Here is a 16502-nt window from a genome sequence, read left to right on the forward strand (position 1 = left end):
GCACTGAGCAGTGACATCGGCAGGAACGTCGGGGAAGTCAAGATCGGGGTGCAGGGAGAGCTTACCGAGCGCCTGAGCACCTGGGGGCACATCGGGTTGCAGCATGGCAGTGAGAGCTTCAAGCGCTATGAGATCCAGCTCGGCCTGGGATGGCAGTGGTAAGGAGGTTGCAGTTCTGTGCAAAGGAAGTGGGAAATATCTCACTACCCTTACAAAGAAAATAGAAGTTTTGAGATCAGGCAACAAACGGACAGCACACGTCTATCTTTTAAATAGATGGATGCGCGTTTGGGAGGAGACAAAATGAAGCTTGCCAAAGAGCTGCAGAAGTATCTTGATCGAAATGGTTTTATCGTAGATGTACAGGGCCCAGGCCTTAAGGCGCTGGTTATCGATAGAGACGGGAAAGTCATCAGCACAGGAGCCACAGTGCATACAGCAGTAAGAAAAGTGATTTGGTGCGATACATGTTATTGCCAGGAGCATAAGCCGCGAGGTGTGCGCAAAAAGACCGTACGATTTTTGACAGATGAATAGTTTGATCTCACCTTGGGAACCATAGCATCAACATGGCAATGTGCTAAAAGAAAGAGCTGAATATGACTGAAAGTGCAGATGAGAAAAGAGCAATTAAAGAACAGGTTACTGATTTGTCACTGGTACAGGGCAGAGAGCTTTCTATCCTTTGGGATTTAAGCCAGGCAAGAAATGAATTGGGCCGTAAGGATTTCAGCCAGGCATTAATGCACTACCAGTCTGCTCTTTCATCGGTATTCAGTTTGGCAAAGTATATTGATAACAACAAGCTTGAAGCACTGCTTCTTGAGATAAAAAGAGTATTGGAAGAAATCTACGGCAATGGGGCGCACATTATTACGGGCATACCGAAGTCAATGTTTGAAGAGTCTTTTAGGACTGCCAACAAACTTGCAATGAAGAATGGTCTTGATATGCGTACCGATGTGAATGTGCACAACATCAAGATTTTCGAGGACGTGATGGAGTTGGTCAGGCGCTTTCCCAGAGATTCAATGCGAAAAAAGAAACAGGCCAGACTCCGAAGGGCCGAGTAGCAACAGAACTTTTGTGATGGGTTTTATTCGAAAAGCTCGTTTTGGAGAAAATAAAATGCAGGATTGGTTTTCAAATCGGCTTGTTATCAATGGTGCTCAAGAGCATGTCACTGAAATGAAAAAGCTCTTTAGTGCCAATTTGCGTCCAATTCACCAAGAAGCGATTCAGAAAAGTAGAAAGCTGTTTGTTGCAGGATGCGCGGGGCTGCTCAAAACCATAAAACCTGTCGGATTCCAGATATATCCTCAATTGGTGCAGGCAGGAATCGGTGCCAATACACCCCAAAACAAAGCGTTTACAGATTGGCTGATTCTGCTGAAAACAGAGCCGGATTTAAATACCAGCATATCCAAAGAGATATGCCTTCTCTATGAAGAAAGCGGATTGGATTTTCGCAGCTGGCAGACGCTGAGTCATACCGAGCAAAACATTGCCAGTACGCTTTTTTCTCAAAAAAGCGGTGACTGGTTTGACCTTCCGTTCACAGAAAAAGAGATAACCGCACAGCAATGCTGGCAGATGCTTGATGAAATGCCCATATCGTTTGGATTTGATATGCGCTTCCTCATTCCCACGCAGTTGTTTGCGGAAATAAATGGAACATCTGGAAACCTGTTCGATTATCAGTCGACTTTTCACTTATACCATGACCTCTATGAAACCAGATGGCCTCATGGCCTGAATGTAAAGATCAGTCAGCAGACTAAAGCAGAGATGGAAATTGACTTTGATACTTTATGGAGCCCGCCTGGAGAGCGGGTTATTTCCTCTTTATCAGAAATGTACAGTTGTGACGTCTTGCATACTTTTTCGGGAGGGATTCAAAAAATAAGGAAATGTTAAAAATTTCACATATTTCTATTATCTATTTCAAGAAGACAACAGAATTCAGGCTTTACGTTGCACATCGAAACCGTTATCGTTCCATGCATAAATGCCACGCATTATGAATTTCTAAAAATGCAAGGTACAAAGGAGTAACTTTACAAATGAAATTAAGGGCAAATCAACCATATTCTCAATCAAGACAATATAAAAATTTGGGGATTCTAACTTCTGCCATTGCAATTGCATTAACCACTGTCGCAGAGCAGGCGCAGGCGGCACAAGTGGTCGCCAACGGCACTTCTGAGACTGCATCGGGGACGTATGATACGGGCACGACCACAGGTACTGCCGGCTATGGTATCTATACGCTCAATAACGGTGTGGTAACCAGTACCGGAACGGTTAATATCGTGACTGGCGGAAGCAGTGTACGTGGCGTTTATGTGGGTACTGGCGGGCAAGTTACGCTTGACCATGATACAACCATTACCCAGACAGGTACTTCCAGCAGAGGGGTTGAAGTTTCCGGAACCACCTCTCTTTTCATTTCGAATGGTGCTTTACACATCAATAGTACCTCGTCAAGTTCTTATGGTGTTTATGTTTCTCAGGGCAAGGCTGAAATGAACGGCGGTGGCAGTATTACAAGCTATTACTATGGCCTGTATGCTGCAAACGCAGCCAACGTGACAGCAAAAGACATGACCATTGAAACCATTGGCACCACTGCGGCTGCTTATATTGTCAGTGGTTCATCTGTGGATTTGACCAATGTGGCACTCATCAATACAGGCAGTTCAAATACGGTTCAGCTATCAGGTGCAGGCAGCAAACTGATTATGAATGGGGGTTCAGTCACGACAAAACTGAATACGACAGCCGGTGCCGCACTGGCTGTAGAACAGGGTGCGGAGTTTGATCTGACAGGTATTGCGATTAATACAAGCACAGATAGTGGGGAAGGCATTGCAGTATCTACCGGTGCTTTTGGCACCATCAGAGACTCGTCGATTACCACTTCAGGCGGGTCTGACGTTGTTGGTGATGCCGGTGCCGGAGCGGTTGGCGTGCGTGCCTACAATGGTGGTTCGGCAACTGTTATCAATACAGATATTATTACGAGCGGTACAGGCAGTGATGGTATTGAGTCACGCGATGCCGGTTCACAAGTCACAATGGTCGGCGGTTCGGTTCAGGTTGCTGCCGATGGAACCATGGGGGTCAGTGCCCGTACGGGAGGTATTGTCCAGATCGGCAATGGCACCCTGGTCACAACATCAGGTCAGGATTCATATGCGCTGTACAGCAGCACAGCAGGCTCTTCTATTGTGGCCGACAATACCAGCGTTGTGACAACAGGCAGCAATGCACATGCTGTGGTGGCTGAGAGCGGCGGGCAAATCCAGCTTAATCAAAGTAATGGGCAGCTAACCAGTACGCAAGGCAATAGCTTATATGCTGAAGGTGGGCAGATTACCGTGGTGCTTGATGGCAGCACGGTACAAAATAACGGTATATTGATTGATGCCCGTGCAGACGCTAGCAATCAGGCGGGCACGGTTGACCTGACCGCCAGTAACCTGACGATGGGCGGAGACATTCAGGCAGATGCGACAAGTATTGCCAACCTGAATTTGCGCAGTGCGGCCTGGAGCGGCAAAGCCACAAATGGCACCGCTTTTGATCTGGACGGTGGCAGTATGTGGAATATGACTGCCAGTTCAGATGTGGCGTCGTTAAATCATGCCGGCGTGATCCGTTATGCCAGCCCTGTCGGCAGAAATTTCAATACATTGACCGTGCATAATCAATATACCGGCAACAACGGCACCGTTGTTTTAAATACAGAACTGGGCGCAGACGCTTCGCCAACAGATCGACTGGTGGTTGAAGGCAATACGGCAGGCCAGACCATACTGCAAGTTGTCAACGCAAATGGTGCTGGTGCACTCACCGCAGCAGATGGTATTGAGCTGGTCAGTGTTGCAGGCCAGTCGGACGGCTCATTTAGACTGGGCAACCGGGTTGTTGCCGGGGTCTATGAATATTCGCTTTATCAGGGCGGTGTCGGGGCCAATTCAGACAATGGGAATTGGTATTTGCGCTCGACCGGGCAGGTCCGCTCAGAAACCGGTGTCTATTTGCGCAACATGGCTGCGGCCAGCACCATGTTTGTTCATACCTTGCATGACCGCTTAGGGGAACCCCAGTTTACCGATAAGTACCGGGAGGGAGAACAGGCGCCGGCAGTCTGGGTGCGCATATCGGGCAACCAGACTGACAGCAGGGCTGCAAATGGGCAGATTGATTTGGATACAGACACTTACGTGGTGCATCTGGGCGGCGACCTGGCCCGGTGGAGCAGTAACGGTAATGACCGCATGCATTTTGGTTTGATGGGAGCATATGGACGCAGTGATATCAACGCAGATACCAGACAGCTCTATACAAACAGCGGATTTAGTGGGACAGCCAGTGGTAAGGTGGATGGCTATAGCGTTGGCGCCTACTTCACATGGTATGGCAATGAAAATAAACCAACAGGCCCCTATATTGATCTGTGGGGACAATATAACTGGTTTAACAATGAAGTCAAAGGCAGCGGACTCGCCAAAGAAAGCTATGACAGCAGCGGCTGGACTGTTTCTGCGGAAGGTGGTTATGCCTTTATCGCCATAGATGGACAAACCCGGCAATGGATGATTGAACCACAGGTACAAATCGCCTTCAACAGCTACAGCGCAGATGATCACCGGGAGATCAACGGCACTTGGGTGAGCAATGGGGATGAAGACAGTATGATTGCCCGCGTGGGTGCCCGTTTTTACAGTCGCGACAAATTGAACGAAAACGCCATCCAACCGTTTGTTGAGGCTAACTGGTGGTACAGCGACCAGCAGAACTCACTATCGTTCAACGGCGTGGCTCTCAGTGATGATACACCCCAGAACACCTATGAACTGAAGGTCGGCCTGCAAGGAGAGATTGCCGACGGCTGGCAGGTATGGGGCCATGTCAATGGGCGCTGGGGGAATAACGGTTATAGCAGCTATGGAGGCATGGTTGGTGTGAAATATAACTTCTGATGTTCAATACTTCTCAAAAGTTAATAAAGTGTTGAGCCCCGGAGGTTAGTCGCTCATGATTAGTCTTTGGTATGGAGGATGTGCCGACAGATTCAAGTAAGGCGCATTCAAGTGTATTATCTATGTGCGCAGAAGCGGTGATGGTTATTTAGCTGTCATCGCTTTTGCTTTCTAGCTTATCAAGCTCTACTTATTCCGTTGCCTGCGTTTGTGTTCAGGGCTTAAACCATCTTGTTAGCCATGTGTATGGTATGGCTCATACACATAATCCAGATTCAACAGTTCTGCTTCTAGCAGTTGAGTGGATTGATGGGAGGTTGGGAAAATGAAAGTTCAATTGCGTTAATATGTTCGTTTCAAGCAAAACAAAAAAACAGAAAGCTAAAGATTAATTATTGAATGTCTTTGCAACCAAAGGGAGGACACATGAAAAAAATACTGATATTGATTTGTTGCCTTATTGGATATGCAGCACCTGTTTGGGCTTGCAGTGTTGCAGGCCCTAGTGTTCGTTATGAAGTTAAAGATGGGCAAGTTTATTATCAGCAAGACTATCAAAGTGAGCCAGTGCTTGTTGAGGGGGCTGATGTTGCAACATTCATCAGTAATAGGATGTATTCCAATAATCTCACAGAGTTTGAAAAGAGGTGGAATTTTACGCACTATGCTTCAGATACAAACCATGTATATTACAGGGGGCGTGTATTGGAAGGCGTTAATTCCGAACAGGCTGTATTGCTAGAAGAGAATTTACTGGATGTATATATTACAGAAGGAATGGAACAGTTTTCAGACTATGACGGCTATTTGAAGGACAATGAATTAGTTTACTATCGAGGGCGATTGTTAGAAGGCGCTGATGGTGGGAGCTTAGGCTGGATGCCTATGTATCAACGCAACCCTAATTCGTTGTCTTATGTTCGAGACCAGTATCATATTTACTTTTATGGACAAAAAGTAGCAGGAGATCCGAAAACGGCATTTGCTTTACACCATGGGTATTATCTGGATGCACAGCATATCTATTTTCGTGGAAAAATACTGGAAGGTGCATCTCCTGATGCATTTGAACAATTAACGGTCCCAGGTGGTCATGGCTGGCCGTCTGTTTTTATTGTTTCAAATAAGCGGGTCTTTTACAGAGGCGATCAACTGCCATTGGATGCTGACTCTTTTGAAGTACTGGACATATTCTCTGGTCCCGATTATGTTACCTGTGGGGGTGGTACTTATGCAGGTAGTTTGCTAAAAGATCGCAATGGGGTCTATATATTACACGCTGACGGCAGGCTAGAGCACCAGTCAGCAATTGACGCTGCAACATTCCAATTAATACCAAAAGAGCGGTTCCCGGACAAACGATGGATAGCAATGCAGTGGGCGGTTGACCAGCATCAGATGTATTATTACTGGAGTTACAAGACCAATAATAGGGAGGGGCGTTCCATGGTTTTGCATATCTTGAGCTTAACCCCTCAAAAGACAAATCAAGAAAAGCTTTTTTTAGATGAACGGGTCATTGATACTTATTATAAAGATGGGCAGTCGATATATCGCGACGAGGATATATTTTCTACATGGAAAATCCAGAACATGGGAGAAGAGCTGGGAATAGACGTAAAAACCTTTGATACTTATGCGACCTTATTGAGTGCAGTTATTTTTAAAGATAACAATATGTTTTATCTTCGGGCTGCCAGCAAAGGCTCTACAGAACTCATAACATTAGCGCCTTCCGATGCAAAATTGGTATGCTTGGAAAAAAGCCACTTGTGTTTACTGAAAGGAAATACGCTCTATTTTGTCTCTGACGATGGTAGGGTGAATCAAACACAAGTTAATACTACCAAGTTGCATTGTGTTGAAGGAGGGCGTTTATATAGCGGGCCTTTAACTGCCTATAGCGAGAATGGAGTATGTTTTGATGATAAACAGTACTATCAGCCAAATGGGCAGAAGCAGGTGTTTTCAAATGGCTCCTATCGTTTAGATAGAAATAATGAGTGGTATAACGCACATGATTACTCTTTACAATATGCCGTAACGGAAGATGAGCTTGAAAAGATCAGGCTGCGTTCTTTGGAGAGACTACATATTGAACGTCAGCCGTTTTTAGACTAAGGCATGAATCAAAATGTAACGAATTTGTGAGTAATATAGGCTCACCAGATTAAAGAACAGGTTAGATGTATGCATATGCATCTAACCTGTTTTTTTATAACATGGATCACGCCAACGCCATTCGCCCGGTTTGTATCGGTCAGTGGCTTGCAAGGCCACTGTATAATTCATTTTCAGCAATTTTTTATTGACAGTGAGTTACCTGATGGCAGCGGAAGATTTAATCAATGGGCGATGCGGCTGGTGCGGGACGGACAGCCTGTACATTCAATACCACGATGAAGAATGGGGCCGGCTTGTCACAGATGACAAGGCACTTTTTGAATTCTTCATGCTGGAAAGCGCCCAGGCCGGTTTGAGCTGGATTACCATTTTGCGCAAACGAGAAGGCTATCGGAAAGCCTACTATGATTTTGACGTGCACAAAGTGGCGCAAATGACCGAGCAGGATGTGGAACGGCTCATGCAGGACGAGGGCATTGTCAGGAACCGGCTCAAACTCAAAGCCGCTATCACCAATGCCAGGCTTTTTATAGCCGTCCAGAAAGAATTTGGCAGTTTTTACAATTACACCCTGTCTTTCCTGCCGGGGCAAAAGCCGATCATCAATCAGCTCAAATCGCTCAAAGACGCACAGGCATCCACGCCTGAGTCAGACGCCATGAGCAGCGACATGAAAAAGCGGGGCTTTAAATTCTTTGGCTCAACAATCTGTTATGCTTATTTGCAGGCCGCAGGGTTTGTGAATGACCATCTGGTGGGTTGCTTTTGCAGAAAATAAAACCACTGGTGTTCATTTAAGAGGAAATAACTTTCTCAGTGCCCTTCATCGTTCAATCTTTTGCAGGTGGCTGGTTTGATGAAGTTACGATCGCTGTTTAAAAAAAGTGATACAGAAATACTTCTGCTTAAGCAAAGCACAAAAGCAATCGTTTTTTATGTAAAAAATGGTAAGGGCCTGCTCTATGAAAAATGCGGATCCTACCAAAATCATGGTTTATGCTGCCTTTTTTGGGGTGCGGTTCCGCTGATTAAATTTCATGGCGATGAGCACATGTGCCCTACTTGTGAACAACTGGTTTGCGCAGGGTATGGGCTGGACAGCACAGAACAAAGCAAGTTACTGCTTGGCCAACTGGGTGAAAAATTAAACGCGCCCTATACCGATATTGAAACCTCATTTAATCACTTAAAACCCCTGTTGGGGCTTTTGCAAACAGGGTACTACCAGCTCTCAGATGAGGCACTTTTCCCTACGGATGGAAACGGTCGTTTTTTCTGGGCGATCAATAACACACCATCGGTAAATCCGGCTACAGCCCCAGCCTGGGATGCTGACAGATACAGCTCGCCTAAACCGCACTATCTGCTGCCAAGCCAGGTGCCTGGGCGGTTCAATATGCACAGGGTGCAGCACTACCAGCAGCAGGACAGTTGCCGTGCGGTTGCTTATTACCACTGTGGCAGCTACCTGTGTACATTGCTTGACGGGCACCATAAGGCCACCGCAGCCGCCCTTCAGGCAAAGCCGGTCAATACCCTTGTCATTTCAGGTCCGCAAAGCATCGTCTACCCGCATGACAAACCCAAGTATTTTCAGTTTTCCCACTTCACCTTAACAGAAAAAGAATGCATCACCAGCTTTAAACGGTTTGCGCAACACAATGATCACAAGCGGATGACAGACGAGGAAACGCAGACCGTCCTGAACTTTCAGAATGCCGCATTTGACTCCTATCCGTGGAGTGATGACATACTGGCCACATCAGCCCACTATCACGATGCAACGGTACTTGCCGCATTGGAGTTTGCAGGAGACTTATCGGAAAAACGCCTGCATGATATTCTGGCGGACAGGGAAACGGTCTACGCTTCTACAGTAGGCTACATCACGAATGCCCTTTTTATAACCCAATCCCAGATGGCGGCTCCATTTGCCATGCAGATCTATCAGAGCGGGTTATATAAAGAATCCTGGCAAGATCTGTTTACACAGCTCAGCCAGCATCCATCCGCAGAGGTATCCCAGTTTTTCCTGGAATTTCTCATCGATGACAATGGCGAAAGGCCATGGCTCACAAAAATAGCGAATGCCTATTTGGATGCACTCCCTGAAACCAGCCATTGACTGGTGTGCCTGCCAGACGTAACCTCAAAGGTAACCCCAGAGAGGCAGAGAGGGAATGCCGGCAGAGTGCTTTCAGAATGTCCGGTTGTTTAACTGCCGCGCAGTCATCAGCCATCAGCCATCAGCGATCAGCCAGCGGTCAGTGGCACTTCCACCAGTTGTATATGCCTGGGGCCCCTGGGTGAAGCGCCGTAGTAGCGCCTGAACCAGGCGAGTCCGCTTTCTCCTGCCAGATTAACGCGGTAAACGCCGCCTTTCTCGGTGGCGTGGTACATCCAGATATTCTGGTCGTCTTTCAAAATCAGGCCGACATGGTAAAACGAAATGCCGCCTTTGAATCTGCCGTCTGGTTTGGAGATGGCGAAATAATAAATGCGGTCAGTTTGCAACTGTGCCAGTATGGCAGCGAAGTCGCTGCTGTCAACGTCAACGCCTCTTAAATCAAGCGCATTCCATAAATGGCTATCCACGTTTTGGTTTGCATACGGGTTGGGGATCAGCTGCCGGGGCAGTCCGTCCGTCAGGTTCAAAATCAGGTCAAGGCCAAAATCCCAGTCTTCTCCCATGGGGGCTGTCGGGCCGGAGTCACCCAGCCGGTCGCGTTTGGCTTCATTGAGTGGCAAGGCCTGGTCCCAGATGGCGCGGCTGATGGCGGTCGTCAGGCCGCTGCAGTTGAGTCCGGCAGATGCAAACTCCAGGCTTTGATCGGCCCAGGTTGTCCAGCGACCATGCTCGTCCAGTGCGCCGTCAGCCCGGTAAGGCAGTCCTCTGAAACATTCCATTTTAGCCAGCGGTGTTTGTGCTGTTGCCACACAGGTCTGCGGCGTTTCTGCTCTGGCATGGGCCGACCCGGTCAATAAAACAAAGAAAAGTGCGCAGGCCCAGATGCCGGGCTGGCTCAAAGAAAAACGCATATCGAACTCAAACTTCAAAATGGAACAATCTGACCACAGGGATGCATGGTCTTACTGTGCTGTATTCTGCCATCATTCGCAAGATGCAGTTGCCATCCCTATTTTGATGATATGTATGTCGGCAGGGCTGCCGGCCTGTTTTTTTATTGTTCTTAACCAGTTTTTAATATTTGACCGATATCCTTTCATACATGGACGCATTTTTCCTCTGTGGGAAGAAATGCCAAGCTAAGCCGGACATGTCTGTTGGACGTGTGCCGTTATCTACTGATAGAGAGGTAAAATATGTTGAAAAATTCTGTGGTTCCAAGTCAATCGGGCAAGCGTGTTCAACCCGGCGTGAGAAAATATGGTTTTATCATGGCGCTGGTGGCGTCGCTGGCGATGCTGGTGCCTGCGGCTGATGTCATGGCCAATGAGGTGAACCGTGTCAATAACGTGGGCGGGTTCAGCGGGCCCGGGCCTGACCTGGTGACCGTGCAGCAGGCTTTGGCCATGCGGGACGACGCCCGGGTTTCCCTGCAAGGCAGCATTACCCGCAGCCTGGGCGATGAAACCTACATGTTTGTTGACGCAACCGGCAGCATTGAGGTGGAGATTGATCACCGTGTCTGGCGCGGGCAGCAGATTACGCCGCAGGATGTGGTGGTTATCTCCGGTGAAGTGGACAGGGAATGGAATCACGTGTCTATCGATGTTTCTTCGGTGGTCAAACCGTAACAGCGCAACACAGGCTTGTGCCGGGGTATTTTGTTTGCGAAAACCGGCAGAGGCGGTTAACCAGGGGGCCGCATGCGTATTCTTCTGATTGAAGACGATCCGATTATTGGCGACGGTATCAAGGCCGGGCTGACAGATCTTGATTATGCGGTGGACTGGTTTACCGATGGCCGCATCGGCCTGCAGGCGGGCAAGAGCGCCGACTACGATGCGGTTGTGCTGGATTTGAGCCTGCCTTCTGTGGACGGGCTGGACATTTTGCAGGCGTGGCGCGCCGGCGGGCAAACGTTTCCGGTGCTGGTATTAACCGCGCGCAGCAGCCTGGAAAACCGGGTGGACGGGCTGAACCTGGGGGCTGATGATTACCTGGGCAAGCCTTTTGCGCTTGAAGAACTCAATGCAAGGTTGCGTGCGCTGATCCGCCGCAGCAACGGGACGGCGGCGGCGGTTCTGGTGCATGGAGATATCACCTTCGACCCCGAGCGGCGCCTAATATGCAAGCAGGGCAAAGAGGTTGCACTCAGCCCGAAAGAGATGATGCTGGTGGAGCTGTTTTTGCTGCGCAAAGACAAGGTGCTGTCCAAGGAGCAGATTGAAGAAAAGCTTTACCCATGGGGCGATGAGATTGCCAGCAACGCGGTTGGCGTGCATATCCATCACATCCGCCGTAAACTGGGTGAGGGCTTTATCCAGACTGTTTATGGCCTTGGCTATACCCTGGGAGCACCTGAATAATGGCAAAGCGCACCTGGAGCCTGCGTTTAAGGCTCAGCCTTTTTTTTGCCGTGCTGCTGTTTGTGGCATGGTCGGTGGCGGCGGTATTTTCCTGGTGGCAAAGCAAGCGGCATATTGATACGTTCTTTGACACGCAGCAGATGCTGTTTGCCAAGCAACTGGCTTCCGCAGAATATGTGTCCGTGGCAGGCCATCTTCCTGATACAGACGACATGCTGTCTGACCATGGCGATGAAGGCGATCAGGAGGATGACGCCCTGGCGTTTGCCGTGTTCCGTGCCGATGGCACGCTGTTGCTCAACGACGGGGAAGAGGGCAAACACTTTCCGTTCATGCCGCATGCCAGCGGGTTTATCAACATGCATGTGGATGGCGACCCGTGGCGCATTGTCTGGCTGACCTCGCTGGATGGGCAGGTGGTTGTTGCTGTCGGGCAGGAGCTTGAATACCGCGACGATATGGCCTTTGCCATGCTCGCCGGCCAGATGCTGCCCTGGGCGCTGCTGCTGCCGGTGCTGCTGTTTGGGCTGGTCTGGATGCTGACGCGCGAACTGGCACCGTTGCGCGGTGTGGCAGGCAATCTGGAAAAGCGCCCGCCCGAAGACACTTCCCCCATTGAGATGGACGTTCAATCTGAAGTGCGGCCACTGGTGAATGCGCTCAACAACCTGTTTGTGCGCATTGACGCCATGCTCCGGCGCGAGCGGGTATTCATTTCTGACGCAGCGCACGAACTGCGCACCCCCCTGGCAGGGCTGAGTGTGCAGGCGCAGGTTGCGCGCAATGCCAAACAGCCTGAAACCCGCGACCATGCGCTCGCACAGATGCAAAAAGGCATTGGCCGCGCCAGCCGTCTGGTGGAGCAGTTGCTGACGCTGTTCCGGCTTGAGTCCTTGGATGCCGGAAAAAAACAGGCCGATTCCCAACAACATCTGGGCCAGGCGCTGTTGAGATGGGACCAGCTTGTGCAAACGGCAGTAGCAGATTTTGAAGCACAGGCAGAGGCCAAAGGCATCACACTGTCTGTCTGCGATGAATCTCAGGAACGCACCGTGCTGGGGCAACCTGAACTGCTGGAAATTTTACTGCGCAACATCATTGGCAATGCAGTCAAATACACGCCCGAGGCAGGAGAGATTGCCGTCTGCCTGAACACCACGGGGCTGACAGTGAGCAATACCAGCACCGGGATGGATGCGGCCACGGTGGCACGGCTGGGCGAGCGCTTTTTCAGGCCTCCGGGGCAGGCCGAATCCGGCAGCGGGCTCGGGCTTTCCATTGCACAGCGTATTGCACAACTGCATGGGTTGAACATGGATATCAGCGCCAGCCAGGGGCGGTTTACGGTCACGGTGGCGTTTCCCCCCGCCTGAGCGTCTGAGGTTGACAGGCCGCCGATGCTGCGCAATCAGTGCGTTATCAGCGTGCCATCAGTGTGGTGTCAGTGCGCTATTAACGCAGTTGCTGCCATTGTGTAATGGCAGCAGGCAGCTCTGCCAATGTGGGCATTTCTGCAATGGGTGCGGGCGCGCCTTCGGGCGCCTGTAGACCAATGCGGTTATGCCAGAATGTTGGAATACCGACTTTCGCGGTGCCAAACAGGTCGTAAGCAGAACCCGCGACAAAAACCGCTTTATCCGCTTTGGTGCCGGCAAGTTCCAGCGCCAGTTGGTAAGGGCGCGGGTCGGGTTTATAAAATCCGGCCTGGTCTGATGTAACCACCACATCAAAAGGCACCCCGACAAGCTCTGCGGCCATGTGCCCCAGGCGGTCGGAACAGTTGGTAACCACGCCCAGCCGGTACTGCTGTTTTAATGCATGCAGCACAGCGGCTGCTTCAGGCCAGGGGCGAAGGTTTTTCCAGTTGTCGTCAAGTTGCTGCGCCAGGCGGCCATCCAGGCCGGCTTCCAGCGCGGCTTCTCGCACCAGCGTTTCGTACGGGCGGTACGCGCCGCAGCCGTAGGTGAGTTTCAGGTAAGTCATGCGCCACTTTTTTCCCAGTGCTTCTGAGCCGGCGGTTTCGTTCCAGACCTGCCACGAGTCAAGCAGTGCGGTGAGCAGGTCAAACAAAATGATGCGGGTGGTGCTGGCAGGTGGATGGCTTGGTGACAATGGGTTGGCTTGGGGCTGGCTCATGACTCTTTCCTCCAAATGAAATGATGGCTTGGGTTAAACCTCAGCCACCTGTGCGACAGCGTTGATTTCAATCAGGGCGCCGTAATGCAGCGTGTTGCAGGGCACAATGGTTCGGGCAGGTTTGGCATCTTTCAAAAATTCGCTGTAGACCTGATTGACCACGGGCCACAGCGCGATGTCGGAAATAAAAATCTGCACGTTCAGCAGGTTTGGAAGCGATGACCCGGCGCTGATTAATACCGATTCCACATTTTTCAGCGCCTGCAGGGTCTGGGCCTCAATGCCTTCGGGCAGTACTTTGGAATCCAGCGGAAAAGGCAGTTGCCCTGATACAAACACAAGATTGCCTGCCACTGTGGCATGGCTGTAGTGGCCTGCGGGCAATGTGACCTGGGGGCTGTTGATTGTTTTCATATGAACCTTTGGTGTTACGAGGGTGTGTTAACACGTCCCAGCCAGTATAGCCAGCGGATGGTTAAGAGTAAATTAAGTATTGGTAACTGTTTTATTAAGCAAAATTGAAATGAAATCGGCCATGCACATATACCGTTTGAAATGTGGCTGTGCAGAGTGGCCATGCATTCAGCCGCGCTTTTTGGCATGGCTTTGCCAGGGCGGCACAGGTGCAAACTGCTGCTTTAGCATAACCATGAAAGCGCGCACCCGTTCCGGGATGCCTTTGCGCTGGTGAGTCAGCGCAATGACCGGCGCATCGGGCAGCTTCCATCTGGGCAGCAGGCGCACCAGAAGGCCTTGTGAAATGGCCTGCTCAACATCCCACTGCGAGCGCATGACAATGCCCAGCCCTGCTTGTGCCCATGTGCGCACCACGTCGCCGTCGTTGCTGGTCAGTGTGGGCGCGATGCGGATGGTCTGTTTTTTGTTTTTCTGCTCAAAACTCCACAACGTGTTGTCTTCGTTGTTTTCCAGCAGGGCAATGCAGGGCAGGTTCAACAAGTCCTGCGGTGTTGACGGTGTGCTGCAGCGCTCCAGCAGTGCTGGCGCCGCACAGATAAAGCGCTGGTTCGGTGCAATGGTATGTGCAATGAGGTTGGAGCTGGAAAGCTCCCCGATGTGCAAAACAAGGTCAAACCGGTCCTGCTCTTCCAGCAAGGGCTGCTCTGAGAGTTTCAGCAGCACTTCAACATCCGGGTACAGGTGGTGAAACTGCGCAACAATGGTCGTCAGGTATTTCCTGCCAAAGCCAAAAGGGGCATTGATTTTTAAGCTGCCTACCAGCTTGCCGTGCTGTTGCATCACCTCTTCCCAAAGTGCCTTGTGCTGTTGCAGCAAATGCGCGCCTTTGTGGCACAGCAGTTCCCCCTCTTGTGTAAAGTGCAGCCGCCGGGCGGTGCGGTCAACCAGGTGAATGCCCAGCCGTGCTTCCAGTTGCTTGAGCCTTTGCGTGACCGCAGAAGGGGTGACGTTAAGTAACCGCGCTGCGCCGATCAGTGTGCCGTGTGTTTTGATGGCAAGCAGAAATTGAAGATCCAGTGTATCAATCATCATGCAACCTGATTTAAGTTTAGAAAAACTAAACCATAGAGTTAAAAAGTATTAATTTATACTTAAAGATACTCTGTTTATACTGGGCACAACATGATGGAGGTCATAATGCCCACGCAAGCAACTCAAATACCGGCCGGCCCCGAGACGCCTTATCTTTTGCTGGACGTGCGTAAGCTCGATGCCAATATCCGGCGCATGAAAGCACACCTGGCGCCGTTGAAGGTGACGTTGCGGCCCCATGTCAAAACGAATAAATCAATCCCGGTGGCAAGCCGTTTTTTTGATACAGCGGCAAAGCCCATTACGGTTTCAACGCTGCATGAAGCAGACTTTTTCTTTCAGCACGGGTTTACGGATATTTTGTACGGCGTGGCAATTGTCCCCAACAAGTTCGGGCATGTCAGAGAGTTGCTGCTGGCCGGGGCCGATCTCAAGCTGATTTTGGATAATACGCAGACCGCCCGGCTTTTGCTGGACTTTGCCTTGCTGCACCGGCTGCCGCTTAAAGTGCTGCTTGAAATTGACAGTGATGGCCACCGCTCAGGCCTGCCGCCGTGCGCGCCGGAAATTGAAGAGATTGTGAAACTGCTGAAAGGCAGCCCGGTGGACATTGTTGGCGTGATGACGCACGCGGGCAATTCGTACAACAGCCGCTCAATGGCAGAAATTGAGCGCTACGCCGACCAGGAGCGCGATGCCGTGGTTGCCAGCGCCGACATGCTCAGGGCCCTGGGCGCGCACGTGCGCATGGTGAGCGTGGGCTCCACCCCCACCGCATTGTTCAGTAAAGACCTGAAGGGGGTGACCGAAGTCAGGGCCGGGGTGTTTGCGTTTTTTGACCTGGTCATGGCTGGCCTTGGTGTGTGCGGGTTGAATGACATTGCGCTTTCTGTTGCTACCACGGTGATCGGGCATCAGAAAGAAAAAGGCTGGATCATTACCGATGCGGGCTGGATGGCCTTGTCGCGTGACCGTGGCACTGCCAGCCAGAAAGTCGACCAGGGTTATGGCGTGGTGTGCAACATGCAGGGTGAACCGATAGATGATTTGATTGTGGTTGCCGCCAACCAGGAGCACGGCATTATCAGTTCCAGAAGCGGCGGCCCTGTAAACCTGCTGCCGGTGGGCACACCACTGCGCATTCTGCCCAACCATGCCTGCTCCACGGCGGCACAGTATGGCGGCTACCACCTGCTGCATGGCGAAGATGAAGGAGCTGCTTACTGGCCCAGAATCAACGGGTGGGCATAA

The 16502-nt window shown here is 50.6% G+C and carries 16 protein-coding genes; 12 read left to right on the forward strand and 4 right to left on the reverse strand.

What is annotated here, in order from left to right:
- Positions 1-15: 15 nt before the first annotated feature.
- The 8 genes from CUZ56_RS16375 (at position 16) to CUZ56_RS12515 (ending at position 9237) form a co-directional block, all read left to right on the forward strand.
- Positions 16-162 carry an autotransporter outer membrane beta-barrel domain-containing protein gene (locus CUZ56_RS16375; RefSeq protein ID WP_369126762.1) on the forward strand — a complete coding sequence of 49 codons (147 nt, stop codon included), beginning with the start codon at positions 16-18 and terminating at the stop codon, positions 160-162.
- Positions 163-303: 141 nt separating this feature from the next.
- On the forward strand, positions 304-537 hold the full coding sequence (locus CUZ56_RS12485) for a hypothetical protein (protein ID WP_126980742.1): 234 nt from the start codon (positions 304-306) through the stop codon (positions 535-537).
- Between the two features lie 62 nt (positions 538-599).
- On the forward strand, positions 600-1073 hold the full coding sequence (locus CUZ56_RS12490; RefSeq protein ID WP_126980743.1) for a hypothetical protein: 474 nt from the start codon (positions 600-602) through the stop codon (positions 1071-1073).
- A 16-nt stretch (positions 1074-1089) separates the two neighbouring features.
- On the forward strand, positions 1090-1917 hold the full coding sequence (locus CUZ56_RS12495) for a DUF1281 domain-containing protein (protein WP_126980744.1): 828 nt from the start codon (positions 1090-1092) through the stop codon (positions 1915-1917).
- Between the two features lie 197 nt (positions 1918-2114).
- Positions 2115-4988, forward strand: a complete 2874-nt coding sequence (locus CUZ56_RS12500; RefSeq protein WP_162615349.1) for an autotransporter family protein — start codon at positions 2115-2117, stop codon at positions 4986-4988.
- A gap of 426 nt (positions 4989-5414) precedes the next feature.
- Positions 5415-7109, forward strand: coding sequence for a DKNYY domain-containing protein (locus CUZ56_RS12505; protein ID WP_162615350.1), 1695 nt, complete (start codon positions 5415-5417; stop codon positions 7107-7109).
- Positions 7110-7314: 205 nt separating this feature from the next.
- Positions 7315-7890: a DNA-3-methyladenine glycosylase I gene (locus CUZ56_RS12510; protein ID WP_126980747.1), complete on the forward strand. Its 576-nt coding sequence runs from the start codon at positions 7315-7317 to the stop codon at positions 7888-7890.
- Between the two features lie 273 nt (positions 7891-8163).
- Positions 8164-9237, forward strand: coding sequence for a hypothetical protein (locus tag CUZ56_RS12515; RefSeq protein ID WP_126980748.1), 1074 nt, complete (start codon positions 8164-8166; stop codon positions 9235-9237).
- A gap of 128 nt (positions 9238-9365) precedes the next feature.
- Here the strand turns inward: CUZ56_RS12515 and CUZ56_RS12520 are convergent, their stop codons facing one another.
- Complete coding sequence (locus tag CUZ56_RS12520; RefSeq protein ID WP_126980749.1) at positions 9366-10151, reverse strand: hypothetical protein; 786 nt, start codon at positions 10149-10151, stop codon at positions 9366-9368.
- A 285-nt stretch (positions 10152-10436) separates the two neighbouring features.
- Here CUZ56_RS12520 and CUZ56_RS12525 point away from each other — a divergent pair, with 285 nt between their 5' ends.
- The 3 genes from CUZ56_RS12525 to qseC all read left to right on the forward strand — a co-directional run bounded on the left by CUZ56_RS12525 (position 10437) and on the right by qseC (position 12979).
- On the forward strand, positions 10437-10871 hold the full coding sequence (locus tag CUZ56_RS12525; protein WP_126980750.1) for a YgiW/YdeI family stress tolerance OB fold protein: 435 nt from the start codon (positions 10437-10439) through the stop codon (positions 10869-10871).
- Between the two features lie 72 nt (positions 10872-10943).
- Positions 10944-11606, forward strand: a complete 663-nt coding sequence (locus tag CUZ56_RS12530) for a response regulator (RefSeq protein ID WP_126980751.1) — start codon at positions 10944-10946, stop codon at positions 11604-11606.
- A complete protein-coding gene (gene qseC / locus CUZ56_RS12535; protein WP_126980752.1) occupies positions 11606-12979 on the forward strand; it encodes a quorum sensing histidine kinase QseC in 1374 nt (457 codons plus the stop codon). The genes CUZ56_RS12530 and qseC overlap by 1 nt, the downstream gene beginning before the upstream one ends.
- A 79-nt stretch (positions 12980-13058) precedes the next feature.
- Here qseC and CUZ56_RS12540 read toward each other — a convergent pair whose 3' ends face one another.
- The 3 genes from CUZ56_RS12540 to CUZ56_RS12550 form a co-directional block, all read right to left on the reverse strand.
- The gene (locus tag CUZ56_RS12540) at positions 13059-13742 is read right to left on the reverse strand and encodes an HAD-IA family hydrolase (RefSeq protein ID WP_204250899.1); all 684 of its coding nucleotides are present in this window, start codon (positions 13740-13742) and stop codon (positions 13059-13061) included.
- A gap of 33 nt (positions 13743-13775) precedes the next feature.
- Positions 13776-14156, reverse strand: a complete 381-nt coding sequence (locus CUZ56_RS12545; RefSeq protein ID WP_126980753.1) for a RidA family protein — start codon at positions 14154-14156, stop codon at positions 13776-13778.
- 168 nt (positions 14157-14324) lie between these two features.
- On the reverse strand, positions 14325-15251 hold the full coding sequence (locus CUZ56_RS12550; RefSeq protein ID WP_338056671.1) for a LysR family transcriptional regulator: 927 nt from the start codon (positions 15249-15251) through the stop codon (positions 14325-14327).
- A 105-nt stretch (positions 15252-15356) separates the two neighbouring features.
- Between CUZ56_RS12550 and CUZ56_RS12555 the strand changes: the two genes are divergently transcribed.
- Entirely contained in the window at positions 15357-16502 is a 1146-nt protein-coding gene (locus tag CUZ56_RS12555; protein WP_126980754.1) for an alanine racemase, read from the forward strand.

The sequence above is a fragment of the Saezia sanguinis genome, from assembly GCF_003991585.1.
GTDB lineage: Bacteria > Pseudomonadota > Gammaproteobacteria > Burkholderiales > Burkholderiaceae_C > Saezia > Saezia sanguinis.

Bases quoted from the DNA above. Each gene is read 5' to 3' on its own strand.
- CUZ56_RS12485 (WP_126980742.1), top strand. From the start codon at position 304: ATGAAGCTTGCCAAAGAGCTGCAGAAGTATCTTGATCGAAATGGTTTT.
- CUZ56_RS12490 (WP_126980743.1), top strand. From the start codon at position 600: ATGACTGAAAGTGCAGATGAGAAAAGAGCAATTAAAGAACAGGTTACT.
- CUZ56_RS12495 (WP_126980744.1), top strand. From the start codon at position 1,090: ATGGGTTTTATTCGAAAAGCTCGTTTTGGAGAAAATAAAATGCAGGAT.
- CUZ56_RS12505 (WP_162615350.1), top strand. From the start codon at position 5,415: ATGAAAAAAATACTGATATTGATTTGTTGCCTTATTGGATATGCAGCA.
- CUZ56_RS12510 (WP_126980747.1), top strand. From the start codon at position 7,315: ATGGCAGCGGAAGATTTAATCAATGGGCGATGCGGCTGGTGCGGGACG.
- CUZ56_RS12515 (WP_126980748.1), top strand. From the start codon at position 8,164: ATGTGCCCTACTTGTGAACAACTGGTTTGCGCAGGGTATGGGCTGGAC.
- CUZ56_RS12520 (WP_126980749.1), bottom strand. From the start codon at position 10,151: ATGCGTTTTTCTTTGAGCCAGCCCGGCATCTGGGCCTGCGCACTTTTC.
- CUZ56_RS12525 (WP_126980750.1), top strand. From the start codon at position 10,437: ATGTTGAAAAATTCTGTGGTTCCAAGTCAATCGGGCAAGCGTGTTCAA.
- CUZ56_RS12530 (WP_126980751.1), top strand. From the start codon at position 10,944: ATGCGTATTCTTCTGATTGAAGACGATCCGATTATTGGCGACGGTATC.
- qseC (WP_126980752.1), top strand. From the start codon at position 11,606: ATGGCAAAGCGCACCTGGAGCCTGCGTTTAAGGCTCAGCCTTTTTTTT.
- CUZ56_RS12540 (WP_204250899.1), bottom strand. From the start codon at position 13,742: ATGAGCCAGCCCCAAGCCAACCCATTGTCACCAAGCCATCCACCTGCC.
- CUZ56_RS12545 (WP_126980753.1), bottom strand. From the start codon at position 14,156: ATGAAAACAATCAACAGCCCCCAGGTCACATTGCCCGCAGGCCACTAC.
- CUZ56_RS12550 (WP_338056671.1), bottom strand. From the start codon at position 15,251: ATGATGATTGATACACTGGATCTTCAATTTCTGCTTGCCATCAAAACA.
- CUZ56_RS12555 (WP_126980754.1), top strand. From the start codon at position 15,357: ATGCCCACGCAAGCAACTCAAATACCGGCCGGCCCCGAGACGCCTTAT.